We start from the raw sequence: 16345 nt of genomic DNA, 5'->3' as shown, positions 1-16345 counted from the left end.
ATCTCTAAAGTTGAACGATTAATTGAAGAAGAAAAATTGACTCCCTTCCAACCTACACCTATAACTATAGAAGATTTTGAAAAACTTCTTTAGAGTCATATATTTCTTTTATAGATAATAAAATATCATATTTAAATAGCCTAATGCTCTCTGGTTTTTAGCTGCATTGGGTCTATTTATCTTTCTGTTAAGCTTCTTTGCAAAGGTTTATCCCACAGTTTTTTTATTAAACCGATTCCCTACTCCCTTCCTTTTTAACCATCCCCATCAACACACGACTACTACCTTTCTTTCTACTATAAATATTTCCTCTTGACACATGAACAGACATTCATATATAATAAGCATGGAAACATGAACGATCATTCATATATAAATCAAAACCATTCCTATTTAATTAACGAAAGAAGGTAGAATACAATGGAACATACACACGAAAAAAATACCCATACCCACAATCATGATCACACAGGTTGTTCTCATGAACATAATCATGGAAACATGCCAATTATCTTATTTTTTACAGGAGTCCTACTCTATCTTGCCGCATTCTTTGTACCTGAAGACAGCTTGGTTCGCACTATTCTCTATATTCTCTCTATGCTAGCAGCTGGGCACCATGTAATTATTGAAGGCTTCGGAGAAACTTTTACAGATACTATCAAAAAGAAAAAATTTACACCGAACGTACACATCTTGATGACTTTAGCCGCACTCGGCGCATCAATCATTGGTGATTTTGATGAAGGAGCACTTCTGATTCTTATTTTTGCCGGTGCTCATTTTCTTGAGGACTATGCTGAAGGAAGAAGTAAACGCGAAATTACGAATCTCTTGAAGATGAATCCTACCGAAGCGCGTCTGCTACAAAGCGATGGAACGACAAAGCTAGTACCTGTCTCTTCCCTCAAAATTGGCGACACACTGCAAGTACTTAATGGCGACCAAATCCCTACAGACGGAATTATTCTAAAAGGAACAGCTGTGATCGATGAAGCATCGATCAATGGTGAAAGTATGCCGAAAGAAAAAACTACTGGAGATGTTGTTTTCGGTAGTACGATCAATGGCAGCAGCTCTTTCACGATGGAAATCACTAAAGATAGTAAGGACACAGTCTTTGCCAAAATTATTCAACTCGTGGAGCAATCACAATCTAACTTGTCAAAAACTGCGACAAAGATTAAACAAATTGAACCAACTTATGTAACAGCAGTATTGATCATTGTTCCACTATTTATCTTAGCAGCTCCCTTCTTGCTTGGATGGAGCTGGGAACTCAGTTTTTATCGTGGGATGGTCTTACTGATTTCTGCTTCTCCATGTGCGTTGGCAGCCAGTGCTGTTCCAGCAACCTTATCTGGGATCTCCAATCTAGCAAAACGTGGGGTTCTATTTAAAGGTGGGGCTTTTCTTGCCAACTTAGCTGATATTAAAGCTGTTGCCTTTGATAAGACAGGGACATTGACAGAGGGGAAACCGAAAGTAACAGACTACTACTTCCAAACAGAAAACAAACAGACTGAAAAAGAATGGTTGACGATTCTTTCCTCTATGGAAAAAACAGCAAACCATCCTTTAGCAAAAGCAATCCTGGAAAAATTTCCAGCAAACAATACCTTGGAGCTAGACGTTACAAATGAAATTGGAAAAGGCTTATCCGCAACGACAGCCGGACGTCATTACCAAATTGGTAAACCTGATCTTTTCAAACAAGTGCCTCCAATTATTGACAGAAAAAAAGAACAGTATGCTCTTGAAGGTAAAACCGTGATTTATTTCAGCGAAAATCAAGCGGTTGTTGGCTTGATTGCAATGATGGATGTGCCAAATCCAGAAGCAAAACAAGTGATTGCTTATTTGAAAGGCCAAAACATCCATACAACCATGATCACCGGAGATGCTGTCGCGACGGGCCAAGCGGTTGCCGACCTTTTAGGCATCGATGAAGTAGCTGGAAATGTACTGCCAGAAAACAAGTCTCAAATCATTCAGGAACAACAGAAAAAATACGGAATGACTGCTATGCTTGGTGATGGTGTCAATGATGCTCCGGCGCTAGTTACCGCTGATATCGGTTTTGCTATGGGTGATGGAACAGACATCGCAATCGATGTCGCAGATGCTGTATTAATGAAAAATGATTTAAAGAAATTTAGTTATGCACACAAAGTTTCTAAACGATTGGATACAATTGTTTGGCAGAATATTGCCTTCTCTATGTTTATCGTCGCTTTATTAGTCATCTTAAATCTACTTGGCAAAATGGATATCGCGATTGGCGTCATTGCTCACGAAGGCAGCACACTGCTGGTTATATTGAACGGCTTACGGATGCTGTTACCTATGGATAAATAAAACGTATAGGTTCTACAGATAATCGTTCACTTTCAACAGTTATATCACTAATGAAAAACAGGTGGTACTGTACATTCAATACGTACAGTACCACCTGTTTTTTCATCTACGATGCCCATTGCCGTGACCATTTCCATGAGAGGATGAATGACCATAACTGCCAACGCCCTGACTATTTCCATTGCCGCCAGCCTGAGTAGCACCGTCATTTCCGGAGTTGATACAGCTACCGTCACAAATGCCATTGCCGTGGCCTGTTCCATCACAGATACCCGTGCCGTTGCCCATATGATGTCCATAGTTCGTCACCTCAGCATTACCTACACATGAGCCATCACAAATACCATTGTTATGAAACCGACCATCACAAACGTCAGCTGATGGAGTAGCTTCCTGTGTTTCTATCGGTTCTTCTTCTGTGCTATTTACTACAGGCACCTCCTCTTGTGTCAGCAGCTGCTCCTGAACAGTTGGTACTACTTGTCCCGTATTCCCTTGACTTTCAACAGCTTTACTTCGTTCAGCCTTGTTTTTTCTCAGCGTACTGATCAAGTGTGTCATTCTCTTGCTTCCTTCTGTCACTCGACTCCCTGACCTATAGGCCGTAGTACAGGCAATCCCACCAACCTGCTCAGACACTCTGCTATCTGCAGTTGTACTTCCTATACTGACACCAATAACACTAACTGCTAAAACCATTGCTATAACCAAAACTTTTTTCATGTTCTCACCTCACTTTCCTTCTTCACCTCTAAGTTTAGAAGGAAAGTGTGACAAAACTATGGCAAAGGACAAAAATTATCATCTGATTTCACTTCTGAATTGGAAAATAAATATCTACAATAACCTGATGATCAGAGGTATTCTTAATCGTGATCGTTCCTGAATGTCGCTGCACGATTTGCTGGCAAATCGCCAATCCCAGACCTGTTCCTTCTTCGGCAGAAGTCCTGTCTCCACGATGAAATGCTTGAAATAGCTCCTTCTTATCCAAAATAATGCCCTGACTACTTGGATTAATCAACTGTACATGCAATTGATTCTCCACTTTTTCGAGCAATAACTTGATTCTAGTATTTGGCTCACTATACTTATACGCATTCTCCAAAAGGTTTTTCAAAAGCTGTGTCAGTCGCCCTTGATCGCCCTCAAGATATATCGGTGCAGTCAGCTGATTATCGAAAACGAATGCCTGCTGCTTTTCAGCAAATTTCAAACGGTAAGAACGAACGGCATCTTCAACAACTTCTAACGGATCAACAGATTCCTTCACCAAAGAAAAGCCAACAGCTTGTAACCGGCTCAATTCTAATAGATCATTGACCAATCGTTCCAAATAATCCGCTTCTTTCAACAGCTGTTTGTGATAACTTCTTTGTTCCTCTGGGGAATCAACCAAACCATCTGTTAAAGCTTCTAAAGAGCTTTTCATAACCATGACTGGTGTTCGTAGTTCATGAGAAATTTGAGATAGGAACTCTTTTTCATCTTGTTCTTTATTTTTCCGTGCCTTTTCGGCCTTTTCAAGACGATGACTTAAAATAGATAATCGATCTGCTAACTCATTTAGTTCATCCTCTGTATGAATAGTCAACGCTGGTGGATAGTGTCCTGCAATCAATGTATTCGTATAACTTTCCATTTCTTTGATTGGTGCAGTAAACCCTTTAGCCAATCTGACTGAAACTAAAATACCGACAAGCAAGGCAATAATCAAGCTAACTAACAAAATCAAATAACCATTGGCCTGATTCTGATGGATAGAAGCCACATCGGAATACATGATAATCACTCCTGCCACCTCGTCTGAAACAAGGATTGGTAAGGCATGAGTCACTGTATTTAGTTGAAGCAAGATACCCGCCTTTTTCAAAACAGCCTTTTTCGTCTGATAGACCTCTGCAACCATGTCTTCGGCATTTTTCGGAAGAGGCTCACGGCTGTCAGCCCGATTATGGTGCTGTCCTTTCAAAAGCGTGTCTCCATTCTGGTCAACGACCCAAACACTATCCCCTGAGATCTGATCAATAAAATTCAAATAGGCCCCATAACCCATCATCCCATTATGATTACCAGAGGATTGCTGACGTGAAGTTGCGTTGGAGGTAAAATACTCTGTCAGAGTTGTCTGAATAACTTCCCCACGATGTGTCATCTCCTCTAGATGCAAATCCTCTGTTTGCTTTGAAAAAATCACACTAAACAATAGTCCGATTATTATTGTCATTGCAACCAGTAATAGCGAGAAAAGGCGAATCAGACGACCAGCTATATGTTTTTTCATGAGGTCACCTCAAATGCGTAACCCGCTCCCCAGATGGTCTGGATATGGCAAATCGAAGCACCAGCTTTCAGCTTTGCCCGCAATCTTTTCATATGACTGTCCACTGTTCTTGGATCACCAAAATAGTCTATGCCCCAAACACTGTCTAAAAGGTTTTCACGTGTAAATACTTTTTTAGGAAACTGAACAAACAATAGCAGTAAATCAAATTCTTTTTTCGTCAGCGATAATCTATTACCAGCTGCCGTAACTTCTTTGGATGCGACATCAATAAGGATATCCCCGCATGTGAACTGCTTCTTTGTATTCGTTTTTTCAAATTGGATTCTTCTAAGTAATGCGTTGATACGAGCAACGACTTCTTTCGAAGAAAACGGCTTAACGATATAATCATCCGCCCCTATCTCTAATCCCAGAATACGATCCGCATCTTCTGATTTAGCAGTGATCATAATAATTGGAATGATTGATGACTTTCTTATCTCCTGACAAACAGCATAACCGTCCAGCTCAGGCAACATAATGTCTAGCAAGATCAATTCATAATGTTGTTGCTCAAAAGCAGCTAAGGCACTTTTCCCATCATAAACAGCATCCGCTTCATACCCTGCATGCTTCAAATATTTTTTCAGTACCTCAACGATTTGCCGATTATCTTCAACAATCAATACTTTTGCCATAATACTCTCCTTAACATTCAGTTGAATCTTCGTTATCCCATTTTTCAAATCCAACAGAATCCTCTTACTGATAGGATACATGCATACAATAGGCTTTGTCTATATCTAACGTCTCTTCTTTCCTAACAGATAGTCGACAACAAGCTGATTTTTAACTATGAGCGCTACCCTTTATATCGTCTGATCAAGCTTTGCTTGATTTCGCATGTAAAATTATAGACTATTTTTAAGTAAAACAAAAAATAGCATGGGCGTTTGCTATTCCCACGCTATTTTCTAAAACCGAACAAATGACAGGTAGGTAGAGAAAACTTGTTCACTAACCGCTTTTATCACGACCTCAGTTGGTAAAAAGTATCTACTTGAAACTGAACATTTCTGTCTCTATTCCTACACTATTTCTCTCTTTGTTACGATGGTTCATTTCTTTTACTATTTCAAAACAAAGACAAGTCTAAACATCTCTGTTATTGCTAACTACCTTATACAAGGAAGCTTATTTCTTCGCTGCAGCCGCAAACTCAGCAGATTGTGTTCCTGCTTGTCTACCAAAAACAATAATATCCGCTACTGCATTTCCTCCAATACGGTTTTGTCCATGAATACCTCCGGTAACTTCTCCGGCTGCATATAGACCTTTAACCTCAGAACTATCTTCTCCTAAAACCTGTGTTTTAGTATTGATTTTAACACCACCCATTGTGTGATGGATTCCTGGTGCTATCTTGATTGCATAATAAGGTCCAGTCGTTAAATCATAATCCATTGCTGTCGTACGGTCGAATGCTGTATCTGATTGATCTTTTACTGCTTTGTTCCATGTATCCACTGTTTCTTTTAATGTTTCAGGCGTCATGTCGATTTCTTTAGCCAAATCTTCGATCGTTTTGCCTTCGATGACCACACCTTGATCCTTGTAGAAATCTACTTGTTTTGCACGGTCAGCTAACGCACCATCAAAGATAAGGTAAGCATAGCTTTCCGGAAGAGCTGTAATAGCTTTCGATACATTGTCGCGAGTTTCCAATTCATTATAGAAACGTTCCCCTTGCTGATTAACAAGAATACCACCTTCACCACGAACTGTTTCGCTGATCAACATACCAGTATCTTGTACAACAGTCGGATGCACTTGAATCTGCTCCATATCAACAACTGCTCCGCCTACTTCTTCGACCATACGAATGCCATCGCCTGTACTACCTTCTGATGTCGTACTTACATAGCCTTTCAACTCTGGACGATATTTCTCGATCATTTCCTTATTTGAACCAAATCCACCAGTTGTAATGACAACTGCATCTCCGGAAATCGTCTTAGATTTTCCATCTACTTCTACCTCTACACCAGTCACCTGATCGTTTTCTTTAACAATTTTTGTGACTTCTGTATTAACAAATAATGGAATCTCTTTTTCGTGGATATTTCTTACAAGTCCATCTACAAGATATGCACCAACGGCAGAACCATCATGCGGACGATGAATTCTTTTCACACTTGCTCCACCACTATAGCTAATATTATCCAATGTAATATCCATTGAATCCAACCAATCGATCGCAGGCGAAGAATTATCAACTAAATAGCGCAACAATTCTTTATCATTTGTCCCTTTTCCACCCTTTAGTGTATCTTCAAAAAACAGGTCATTACTGTCATCAATTCCTTGTTCTTTTTGGAACTTCGTCTCAGAAGCATTCATTCCTCCGGAAGATTTCATTGTATTCCCGCCAGCTACTGGCAGCTTCTCCAAAATGACCGGATCCATACCTTCTTCTTTTGCAGACAACGCCGCTGCCATGCCAGCTCCGCCACCGCCAACGATGATAATATCATAGCTGTCTTTCAACTCAGAAGGATCGGTATATTCTGTTGCTGACGCACCTGAGGTTACTTCAGTAGAACTAGAGCTAGAGCTTTCTTTGCTTTTTTCTGTACTACCCTTTCCAGCTGAATCTGCCCCACACGCACCTAGCAAGAACATCGCTGTAAGCCCAATAAATCCTTTTTTCAACACATTTTTCTTCACTGTGATTCCCCCAATAATTAATAATGATAGATTCGATTGTGATGAACTGAACAAGACAATCTAACAAATAATCGATCTCCACTTCTCTTTCATCAAAATGATTCTTTCTACCATCATTCAGTATAACTGATGTTTATTTTCCTAGCAATAAAAGATTGGTTCCATTTTTCACTCGAATTTTTAGAATAAATAGGAATCTAATTTTTCCAAAAACATATTAATCTAGTTTCTATTTCTCTCACAAAAACCTAAATATAACTTTTCTATAAATCTACTATCCATAGTTAGATGATGCATCGGCCACAATAGCGATTTGAAAAGCCAACCGATAAGACTACGTCACTCTTTATAAATAGCACCACTTAACTTTGTTTGTCTGACTATAAAGAAAATAAATAAGATTGTAGGAATGCCTAACAAAAGCAATGCTACGCCTTTATTTTCAAAGAAGGAAAATAGTAATAATTGAACAACTACTGCCTCGTACATAAGATAAATACCTGTTACAAAAATGCTCTTACTCGCTAGATTTCCTATCTGCTTCTTATCTATTTTTTCTCGCTTATTTTTGGGTAAATCATTATAGCCCGCTACCAATAATAACCATTGCCCCTTTCTAAATTTGAAACTAAGAATAAAGCAGCTTATAGCTAAACTGAACAGTACTATGAACATGATAACAGACACCATATCGCTATTCTCCTTTTTGTTCATTTTCAAAAATAGGTGTTTGCATGGAATCTAATTGTTTTTTAGAATCACAAAACACTTGCCAGCGCTGAATTTGATTATTTTTGACTGCTACTTTCCAGCAAGCTGGAATTTGCCAGTATCTTGATTTCTTCCCTTTATAAGATGCACTTGCTTTGCCAATAATTATTGAACACTTTTCTGCTTCAATATATTCCTCTACCTCAATAACATAATCTGGAAACCAATTAAAATAACCTTGCCAGCCAGTTTTCATTTGTTCCTTGTTTTCCTTATGTCCATAAGTATCAATAAAATAAAAATCTTCTGCCATCATTTGAATAATTCTAGGTACGTTCTGTTCATTGATAGCTTCTATAAATGCCAACACCGTTTTTTTCATTTTCCACCTCCTATAAATAATTGTTTTACTCGGGGCTGTGACATAAGTAGGCCTCAATCCTTTAAAACCGGATAAGTGATGTTGCAGAAGCAGCTTTTTTTCCTTATTGCTTGAAGCTGACCACTTCAGCCATAACCTCCTTACCTAATTGTTTCAGTTTAAATATTCTTTATCCATTATCTCATCGAATCATTAAATAAAACAGTTTGACCTCATTTTTTTATATCTGCTTGCAATAAAAAAATGGACAGATCAGTCCTCAGTGATTTTACTGAGATTTCATCTGTCCATACTGCTCTTTATTTACTCGATATAAAGCTATTTCTTGCAATGATTTCTAAAACTAGTTATAAACTGCCATTAACTTTTCATAATTGACCACGGTTTTTTCATTTTGTTCCTTTTGATTCAAGATATCCTTAATACTGATCACTGCGGAATTGACTCTCAGCACATCTATACTACCTGTTCTCATTTCTTTTCTGTAGATAAATGATACTTCCTGTCCTTCAAAAAACGATTGCCCTTTTTCAGATATGATTCCTTGTTTATGTCCGTAAAAGCTCATAAATTAGCCCCTTTTCCTTATTGACCTAAACTCCCTGCAATTTCCTCAGTAACTTAGCAATAATATAAGAAAAAACGATCCAAACAATTGGATCGTTTTTATAGACTACTTTAGTTCTTGAAAATGTTTACTGCTTGTGGTCCACGTTGACCATCTTCTATATCAAATGTCACAGCTTGACCTTCATCCAAACTCTTGAAGCCCTCACCTTGTATTGCTGAAAAATGAGCAAATACATCTGTTCCATTCTCTTGCGTGATAAAACCAAAACCTTTGTCTGCATTAAACCATTTCACTGTACCTGTATTCATAAAATCTTCCTCCTTGTGCTCACTGCACAATCATTATTTGCAATACCTTCGTGATAAAAAAAGAGGAGATAAGACACTCAATATGAATGAAATGACCTTTTAATTTAGCAATCAATTATACTACTCTTCTAATACTACACTATTTTTGGGGATAAGTATAGCATTATATAGAAATAGTTACGTTTTATTTTACTACTTCTCACTATTTTTTTAAAACTGAATGCAAAAATTCACTTATTTTTTAAAATATAGACGTTCTATTACAGTCACTTTTAAACAATAGATTTTTTATATTTTCTGATTTTCTTAGTTGCCCATTCATAGTGACTAACAGTTGTAGAGACAAAATAACTACCTAACGTAGAACCACCAACCCATGGAAATACCTTTTTAGAAAACAGTTCATCATTTGAGAATTCTTCTGCTAATTTCATGACCTTTTTATGACTCTCCTTAAGAAGGGCTAATGCTTCTTCGTACGTCCCGTCTTTATGCTTTTCCATAAACTCTACGTTCATCGCTCCGTAGGATTTCCAATTGTAGCCCTCTTTAAGAAACTGTTTTGTCTCTCCATTTCTATTTGCAGCTACCCAGTCTAGCAATAATTGCTGCCACTCATACAAATGAATAAGCACATCATGGATATTTCTGTCACGCTTCCAATGCTCCCCCTTTTCTTTTTCTACATCAAAAGAAAATGTACCTGTCAGTTGTTCTATCGTCAATGAATCTAGCAACTCCATCAATTTGTCAAAGCTTTCATTTCCTGATTGAATAAGATCATTCTTTGTTGTTGGTCTAGCCATTTTACATCTCTCCTCTTTCTTCTATTGCTTATAGCCGTATTAAGCTCTATCTAAACTATAAACCGTTACGTAAGGTATGAGTCAACAGGTAATTTTCTTTTTTAGCTTTCTTGACTTCTGTTTTCTCAGTCGATATTCTTTTTCCAGTCGTTCCTTTTGTAAGTCATCAGCTAATAAATATGTAAGCTGAATTATTTCGTGAAATGCCTCTTTCTCCTTTGAATAATCGAACAAATCTACTATCCCATAACGAGTTTTCAATATCCTCATTTCTTGACGAATGAAAAGATACTCTTCTTTTCGCTTTTTCTTTATCCATTTACTGCTCCTTCACTTCATCCAAAGACATTCTCTGCCAAGCATTATCTTTCATCGTACACTGCATAAAACTATGTTTCAGATGATTTTTCAGTAAAAAAATTTGATTTCCATACTGCAATATTCAGCCATCATATCTATCGCATCACGTATCAGCTTTTCATCCACATACTCACTAAAATGACTACTTATGATCTGCATCCTATAGGAAAACTCTCTGATTGTCACTCCTGTCTCCGACTAACTTGTCGGTGTAGCAGTTCTAGAATTACCTTTTATTGGTATGCCACTCTTTTGTCTTTTCATAAAAGAAAGATAGGACTCAGGAAGTTTGTAGCCCAATGTCTCCTCAATATACGCCACATTGCCTGCATCAAAATAACTGCCCTCGCATTCTTTTTTTCGCGTAACCTGAAACCTTCCAAAAACTCTTAAAATCAAACTCTTTCCAGCGATCATCTTTTTTCTCTTTACTCATCCCTAGATCCTCTTTCATATTGTCTATAATTTCAGCAACCTACCAAAGAAAATACTTTCTCTTTATATTTACAATCCGCGATAGTAGTCATGTTAAACATTATTCGTACCACCTTTTTAATCATTGTATCAATTTTCACATAGCAAATCAGTGCTAGTTTTTGCATTTTTAATGCGATTGACTTAAAAGTTATGGGTAAGTAGCTCTAGCAAGCTATGTCCAAGTGTAAAATACTATATGAAACATTGACTTTTTATGTTACAATTTTTTCTGTTTAAAATATTGTTGTACAAAAAAAGGGAGTGTTCCAAATGAAAAAAATATTTTTGCTACTACTATCACTCAGTTTACTTTCCGCTTGTAATACTACCAAAGAATCTACAAATTCATCAAAAGACTCGATTGAATCTTCAACAAAGAATACTTCAAAAAAAAGTACCATCAAAACTTTTACCGGTAGAGTAACAATTGGTAAAGATGGTGACTTACCTGCTAATACGTATGATTTAGTTGCTGTCGGAGCTGGGTATGGCCCTGTTAGTTTATATCTTAATGGAGAGGAAAGTTCTTCCTTCCGTAGGCACATGGCTTCCACAGAAGGAAAAGAAACTATTCTCTCTTCTGATTTGGAATCCGCTAAGCCAGAATACTATAGCGAAAAAGTACAAGGGCTTGTTCTGCGAGAAGGCTCTGTCATAACAATCCAAGATGTATCCATTGAATTTAGCAAAACCGTTCAATCCAATGACAAAAAAATTCTAACAGGGGACCTTGCAGTCGGAGAAGGAGGGGATTTACTCCCCAGAACTTATAATCTAGTTCCCATTGGAGATGGATACGGTCCAGTCAGTCAATATACATCTGAAGATGAAGGCTCTGTTTTTCGAAAATACATTGCTTCTATTGAAGCAAAAAAAATCATCCAAAAGCTAGAATCAGAAGCAGGAAATCCCAGTAACTATAGTGAAGAGATTCTAGGACTTATTCTTCACGAAGGCGACACACTTTCTGTTCGTGATGTTTCTGTTGAGTTTTCTATAGTAGATTGATATTCTCGTATAAGGAGGGTAAGACAGAAATGTATGTCTTAGACTCCTTAACTTTTTTAGAGAAATAATTTCACCCACCTTTTCTCATTTTCAATCGACATTTCATCCACTGCTTGTTCTTTTCAATTAGAACCAACATAACATTATTCTTTCAAATCGAAAAAAACCGCCAAAAATCGGCGGTCTGTTATTTCTAGTACTCAAACTGGCGGTAATAGCGTCTGATATCTAATGGGTGACAATTTAGTTTTTCAACATGAGCGTCAATCCTTTGTGTGACACAGTGCATCAATAGAAATGAGAGCACACGGCCACGGTATTTTTCACTGATACCTTTCACTTCGTAATCCTTTGAGTCAATCAAGGTGTAATTCGCACAAATTCGTGGCAACAGTTTCGCGACACGTTCAGCAAGTGGACGTTGCTCATCTTCACCAAGGAATAAGGTCACCGCGGTTGTTTCATTAATGATCTCTAATGTCCCATGCAGAAACTCTGCAGCATGAATCGATTTAGAACGCAGCCAGCTTTGCTCTTCCCAATAACACATTGCATAAGAATAAACTGCGCCCCATTGATTGCCGGCTCCAATAAAATAGTGCATCGGGTCATGACGATGTGCTTCAGCAAAGGCTAGGCCAAAGGCATCTGCTTTCTTTTCTGCTTCCACTAAGCCAACGGCCAAATGTTCATCTAACTCTTTATAATAAGCTTCATAGTCCTCAAACTCCCCATTATTTTTCATCAAGCGATCCGCAACCATAAAGAACTTGATCTGCTCTGTTCCCGGTGCCGGATACGTAACCACCTTGTCACACTTTTCAGCCAGTACACTCTCTTTCGCATCAATAAACCCAACCAAGGTTGCCCCAACTTTTTTGATTTCCTCTACTGCCTCAACGACCTCTTGCGTCGTACCAGTCACAGAAGATAAAATAACCAACGAATCTTTTGTCAATCTGCGGTTCCCTGTTGTATAGTATTCAGCGGCGTGCTGCACATAGACAGGAAGATCGCTTTTACCATTGATATACGTTACAGCTTGCATAGCAGAAGCATAGGTTCCACCAATACCTAAATAGTAGATATTATCAAAACCTTTAGCATAGATTTCATCAATGATTTGCTCTACCTGCGGGCGCAATTCTAATGCTCCTTGGATATCCTTCACTTGCTTTTGTTCGTCAAATTTCAACATCTTGTTTTCTCCTTCATCGTTTACTTTTAAGTACATCATCAAAATCATCGAAAATCCTTTGGCTTAAATCAATCCCTTTTGCTGTTGCAATGCGATATGCCAACAACTGAAATGGAACAACCAGAAGTAATGGACTGATTTCTTCTGACACCTTCATATCTAATCCCAAAACATTTTTTTCTTCAGATTTCTCTGTGGTGATGGTCAAACATTCGCCAACAGCTTGTCTCATATACGTATTCAGCGCCTGTGAACGAGTTGCTTGCTGACTATGATTTTCTATAAAAAAGAGAAGGTGACTAGCATCTGCTTCAAGATAAGGACCATGCATATATGCCTCTAGCTCAAAACCGCTACTTGGCACACGAACAGTCTCTGTAAATTTTGTTTCAAATTCCTTTGCAGTCCCCCAATTTGGACCATAACCAATGCTAATGTAACGTTGGGCTAATCTGAACTCAGCCTCGTGAGTCAAAAAGAAAGCTTCAGTCTTTTCAATAATTTGTGGAATAGTTTCAATGGCCGAAAATAGGTCCTTTTTCTTACCTGCTACTTCTTCCTCAGTTATCTCTCCAGAAGCATTGGCCATTGCAATGCTTAACAACATCAGAGTAGCCACTGTTGCCGAGTATCCCTTCGTCACAAAACCAACTGTTTCGATCCCCATATTTAATGGAATCACTTCATCGACATAAGCTGTGATCGGACTATCTACTACTGCGGTCAGTGCCAGTGTACGAACCTTTTGCTCTTGATTGATTATTTTGATTGCATCAATTGTCGAGGCGCTCTTACCACTTTGAGAAACTGCAATCACTGTATCAACCGCAGCATTCACGCGACCATAGTGTAAAAAGTGATAGGGTTCTTGGATGTCGATCGTTATCTTCGCTGTTTTTTCCATGTAATATTTCGCCGCCATACAAGCATTCATGGACGAGCCGGTAGCTAAAATCAAACAGTTTTTCATTTTAGCTGCCTGCTGCGTTTCGACAAGTTGAAACGCTGTAATAATCTTTTCCAAAACCTCTTTTTCTTCATGGATATAATCCATCATCGTTGCCATTCACTGTCCTCCTTAAAATAAACCGATCCACGCCCCTAGAATGCCGACCACTGCCATACCACCTAGAATTGCCAATGGTTTGACTTCTTTTTTGAGTAGGTAGAAAACTGCACCAAACGCGCCAAGAGATAGGATATTTGGCACAATATCATCAAAAATACTCTGAACTGTCACTGCTTCATCCCCAGAACCAATCGTTAACGGTATATTGATTTCAATCATTGAGGCCGTCATTGCCCCCACCACCATCAAACCAATAATTGATGCTCCTAATGTCAGACTTTCCATCATACCATTGCTTTGAATTTTCTTTAAAAAGTCCGTTCCTAATTTATACCCCCAGCCTGTAAACAGATAGCGCAAGATGATATGAGGGATATTGAAAATTAGTAGGAATAGAATTGGCCCAAGAATGTTGCCCTTCAATGCTAGTGAAGTACCGACACCCGTCGCAATCAGACGTAAGGTACCCCAGAAAAAGGAGTCGCCTAGCCCGGCCAATGGTCCCATCAAGGAGGTCTTAATACTATCGATTGCTGAAACATCAAAGGCTTCGTCCGTGACATTTTCTTCCTCCATCGCCGCGTTGATCCCTAAAATCAATGTGACGATATGGGGTGTCGTATTGAAGAACTCTAAATGGCGTTTAAGTGCATCCGCCATTGTCTCTTTTGTTTTATAAAGTTTTTTCAGTATTGGGATCATGGCATAGACATAGGCCAGATTCATCTGCCGCTCATAGTTCCAAGAAAACTCCATTTGGAAGGAACGCCAAAACACTTTGTTTAATTCTTTTTTCGTTATCTTTGCTTCCTGATCAGAAATCTTCGTCATCATCAACAACCTCCCCACCTGTTGTTTGTACCGGCATCTCAGCTCGTTTTGTCATACTTGTCAAATTGACCACGATCACAGCAATAATTGCACCGATGATAGCAATTCCCGTCACTGGAATATCTAAATAACCAACCAACACAAAGCCCAAGAAAAAGTACGGCGCCACCGCTTTGTTGATCAACAGTCTTGCTAGCATGGCAAACCCAAGCGCTGGAATAATTCCTGTTGCTACAGACAAACCATGCTGAACAAATGCTGGAATCATCTCCAATAAGCCGCTGATGGTATTGCTCCCTACAGAGAAAGAAATTGCAACGACCAAGGCAAGCATCAGTGATAAGCCAAAGCCAGCCATTAAATGCATCCGTTCTACTCCCTTATAGTTTCCATCCTCCGCATAAGCATCTGCTCGATGGTTCATGATTGGGATCAATAGACCTAAATATACATTTTTCAAAATCAATGTTAATGTTGCAATTGGCAACCCAAGCAACAGTGCTGTTTCTGTGCCAGCTCCGGCAGTAATGGCAAAAGCTGTTCCTAAAATCCCACCAGTCACAACATCTGGTGGAATCGATGCACCAACAGAAAACGAACCTATAAATGCTAATTCTAATGTAGCGCCCATGATGATTCCTGTTTTGATATCCCCAAGAACTATACCAGTAAACAACCCAGTAACAATGGGGCGTGACAGTAGGGACGTCCCTAATGCGTATTCTGACTGGGCAATGAAAGCCACTAGCCCTAACAAAAGTGCCTGTATAAGCATGTCATCATTTCCTTTCTTTTTTACAATACCTCTGTAGCAACAATTTTCTTATCTGCCGGCACCTGACGAATCTCAACTTCCACACCATTACTCGCCATTTTTTTTACTAGCTCTTCTTCCTCTGGCAGAATATTGACGGCCTTCCCAATCGATCGCGTCCCTTCTCTTACCTTCATGCCCCCCAGATTTACTTGACGAATATCCGAATACGCTTCAGCTAGTCGATACGCATCGCTCACCGATTCAACAACAATAAATAACTTGTATTTATCTGTGACACCACTTTGAAGTGCCTTGATCGAATCTTCAATAGTTTTAATAACTAATTTGACTCCTTGCGGTTTTGCCAGTTTGATCGTTGTCTTTCTGATTTCATTGACCGGCACATCATCGTTAGCAATCAAAATACAATCTGCACCTAACCCCTGTGTCCATGAAAAAGCAACCTGACCATGTAACAGACGATGGTCGACTCTCAATAATTTGATCATTTTTTTC

The 16345-nt window shown here is 38.8% G+C and carries 17 protein-coding genes; 2 read left to right on the top strand and 15 right to left on the bottom strand.

Annotated elements, in window-relative coordinates; all coding sequences use genetic code 11:
* Positions 1 to 420: 420 nt before the first annotated feature.
* Positions 421 to 2358, top strand: coding sequence for a heavy metal translocating P-type ATPase (locus A5888_RS17880; protein WP_086350988.1), 1938 nt, complete (start codon positions 421 to 423; stop codon positions 2356 to 2358).
* A 102-nt stretch (positions 2359 to 2460) separates the two neighbouring features.
* Here A5888_RS17880 and A5888_RS17875 read toward each other — a convergent pair whose 3' ends face one another.
* From A5888_RS17875 to A5888_RS17830, 10 genes are all read right to left on the bottom strand, one after another.
* Entirely contained in the window at positions 2461 to 3081 is a 621-nt protein-coding gene (locus A5888_RS17875) for a hypothetical protein (protein WP_086350987.1), read from the bottom strand.
* Positions 3082 to 3169: 88 nt separating this feature from the next.
* Positions 3170 to 4642: a sensor histidine kinase gene (locus A5888_RS17870; protein ID WP_086350986.1), complete on the bottom strand. Its 1473-nt coding sequence runs from the start codon at positions 4640 to 4642 to the stop codon at positions 3170 to 3172.
* Positions 4639 to 5376 (bottom strand): response regulator transcription factor, encoded by a 738-nt coding sequence (locus A5888_RS17865; protein ID WP_249274559.1) that lies wholly within the window; start codon positions 5374 to 5376, stop codon positions 4639 to 4641. The genes A5888_RS17870 and A5888_RS17865 overlap by 4 nt, the downstream gene beginning before the upstream one ends.
* 442 nt (positions 5377 to 5818) lie before the next feature.
* Positions 5819 to 7306: a flavocytochrome c gene (locus A5888_RS17860; RefSeq protein ID WP_422389755.1), complete on the bottom strand. Its 1488-nt coding sequence runs from the start codon at positions 7304 to 7306 to the stop codon at positions 5819 to 5821.
* A gap of 384 nt (positions 7307 to 7690) precedes the next feature.
* Positions 7691 to 8041 carry a DUF3784 domain-containing protein gene (locus A5888_RS17855; RefSeq protein ID WP_339101762.1) on the bottom strand — a complete coding sequence of 117 codons (351 nt, stop codon included), beginning with the start codon at positions 8039 to 8041 and terminating at the stop codon, positions 7691 to 7693.
* Between the two features lie 4 nt (positions 8042 to 8045).
* Entirely contained in the window at positions 8046 to 8444 is a 399-nt protein-coding gene (locus tag A5888_RS17850; RefSeq protein ID WP_339101761.1) for a nuclear transport factor 2 family protein, read from the bottom strand.
* Between the two features lie 343 nt (positions 8445 to 8787).
* Positions 8788 to 9012 carry a hypothetical protein gene (locus tag A5888_RS17845; protein WP_086350984.1) on the bottom strand — a complete coding sequence of 75 codons (225 nt, stop codon included), beginning with the start codon at positions 9010 to 9012 and terminating at the stop codon, positions 8788 to 8790.
* Positions 9013 to 9122: 110 nt separating this feature from the next.
* Positions 9123 to 9323, bottom strand: a complete 201-nt coding sequence (locus A5888_RS17840; protein WP_086350983.1) for a cold-shock protein — start codon at positions 9321 to 9323, stop codon at positions 9123 to 9125.
* A 272-nt stretch (positions 9324 to 9595) separates the two neighbouring features.
* Positions 9596 to 10129, bottom strand: a complete 534-nt coding sequence (locus A5888_RS17835) for a ClbS/DfsB family four-helix bundle protein (protein ID WP_339101760.1) — start codon at positions 10127 to 10129, stop codon at positions 9596 to 9598.
* A gap of 166 nt (positions 10130 to 10295) precedes the next feature.
* Positions 10296 to 10448: a hypothetical protein gene (locus A5888_RS17830; RefSeq protein WP_339101759.1), complete on the bottom strand. Its 153-nt coding sequence runs from the start codon at positions 10446 to 10448 to the stop codon at positions 10296 to 10298.
* A gap of 788 nt (positions 10449 to 11236) precedes the next feature.
* Between A5888_RS17830 and A5888_RS17825 the strand changes: the two genes are divergently transcribed.
* Positions 11237 to 11974, top strand: coding sequence for a hypothetical protein (locus tag A5888_RS17825; protein WP_086350979.1), 738 nt, complete (start codon positions 11237 to 11239; stop codon positions 11972 to 11974).
* Between the two features lie 193 nt (positions 11975 to 12167).
* On the opposite strand, the gene A5888_RS17820 is transcribed toward A5888_RS17825, so the two are convergent.
* From A5888_RS17820 to A5888_RS17800, 5 genes are read right to left on the bottom strand one after another with little or no spacing between them, the layout of a single operon-like run.
* A complete protein-coding gene (locus A5888_RS17820; protein WP_086350978.1) occupies positions 12168 to 13172 on the bottom strand; it encodes an SIS domain-containing protein in 1005 nt (334 codons plus the stop codon).
* 13 nt (positions 13173 to 13185) lie between these two features.
* Positions 13186 to 14238: an SIS domain-containing protein gene (locus A5888_RS17815; RefSeq protein ID WP_086350977.1), complete on the bottom strand. Its 1053-nt coding sequence runs from the start codon at positions 14236 to 14238 to the stop codon at positions 13186 to 13188.
* Between the two features lie 12 nt (positions 14239 to 14250).
* Positions 14251 to 15072 carry a PTS system mannose/fructose/sorbose family transporter subunit IID gene (locus A5888_RS17810; RefSeq protein ID WP_086351048.1) on the bottom strand — a complete coding sequence of 274 codons (822 nt, stop codon included), beginning with the start codon at positions 15070 to 15072 and terminating at the stop codon, positions 14251 to 14253.
* Positions 15056 to 15847: a PTS mannose/fructose/sorbose/N-acetylgalactosamine transporter subunit IIC gene (locus A5888_RS17805; protein ID WP_086350976.1), complete on the bottom strand. Its 792-nt coding sequence runs from the start codon at positions 15845 to 15847 to the stop codon at positions 15056 to 15058. Before A5888_RS17805 ends, A5888_RS17810 begins: the two co-directional genes overlap by 17 nt.
* A 20-nt stretch (positions 15848 to 15867) precedes the next feature.
* The gene (locus A5888_RS17800; RefSeq protein WP_086350975.1) at positions 15868 to 16338 is read right to left on the bottom strand and encodes a PTS sugar transporter subunit IIB; all 471 of its coding nucleotides are present in this window, start codon (positions 16336 to 16338) and stop codon (positions 15868 to 15870) included.
* Positions 16339 to 16345 lie beyond the last annotated feature (7 nt).

Origin of the sequence: Enterococcus sp. 9E7_DIV0242 (assembly GCF_002140975.2) — a bacterium.
Classification (GTDB): Bacteria; Bacillota; Bacilli; order Lactobacillales; family Enterococcaceae; genus Enterococcus_L; species Enterococcus_L clewellii.
This window is presented reverse-complemented; position numbering and strand designations above follow the sequence as displayed.

Coding starts and splice junctions, on each gene's coding strand:
- A5888_RS17880 (WP_086350988.1), top strand. CDS start 421: ATGGAACATACACACGAAAAAAATACCCATACCCACAATCATGATCAC.
- A5888_RS17875 (WP_086350987.1), bottom strand. CDS start 3,081: ATGAAAAAAGTTTTGGTTATAGCAATGGTTTTAGCAGTTAGTGTTATT.
- A5888_RS17870 (WP_086350986.1), bottom strand. CDS start 4,642: ATGAAAAAACATATAGCTGGTCGTCTGATTCGCCTTTTCTCGCTATTA.
- A5888_RS17860 (WP_422389755.1), bottom strand. CDS start 7,306: ATGTTCTTGCTAGGTGCGTGTGGGGCAGATTCAGCTGGAAAGGGTAGT.
- A5888_RS17855 (WP_339101762.1), bottom strand. CDS start 8,041: ATGGTGTCTGTTATCATGTTCATAGTACTGTTCAGTTTAGCTATAAGC.
- A5888_RS17850 (WP_339101761.1), bottom strand. CDS start 8,444: ATGAAAAAAACGGTGTTGGCATTTATAGAAGCTATCAATGAACAGAAC.
- A5888_RS17845 (WP_086350984.1), bottom strand. CDS start 9,012: ATGAGCTTTTACGGACATAAACAAGGAATCATATCTGAAAAAGGGCAA.
- A5888_RS17840 (WP_086350983.1), bottom strand. CDS start 9,323: ATGAATACAGGTACAGTGAAATGGTTTAATGCAGACAAAGGTTTTGGT.
- A5888_RS17835 (WP_339101760.1), bottom strand. CDS start 10,129: ATGGCTAGACCAACAACAAAGAATGATCTTATTCAATCAGGAAATGAA.
- A5888_RS17830 (WP_339101759.1), bottom strand. CDS start 10,448: ATGGATAAAGAAAAAGCGAAAAGAAGAGTATCTTTTCATTCGTCAAGA.
- A5888_RS17825 (WP_086350979.1), top strand. CDS start 11,237: ATGAAAAAAATATTTTTGCTACTACTATCACTCAGTTTACTTTCCGCT.
- A5888_RS17820 (WP_086350978.1), bottom strand. CDS start 13,172: ATGTTGAAATTTGACGAACAAAAGCAAGTGAAGGATATCCAAGGAGCA.
- A5888_RS17815 (WP_086350977.1), bottom strand. CDS start 14,238: ATGGCAACGATGATGGATTATATCCATGAAGAAAAAGAGGTTTTGGAA.
- A5888_RS17810 (WP_086351048.1), bottom strand. CDS start 15,072: ATGACGAAGATTTCTGATCAGGAAGCAAAGATAACGAAAAAAGAATTA.
- A5888_RS17805 (WP_086350976.1), bottom strand. CDS start 15,847: ATGCTTATACAGGCACTTTTGTTAGGGCTAGTGGCTTTCATTGCCCAG.
- A5888_RS17800 (WP_086350975.1), bottom strand. CDS start 16,338: ATGATCAAATTATTGAGAGTCGACCATCGTCTGTTACATGGTCAGGTT.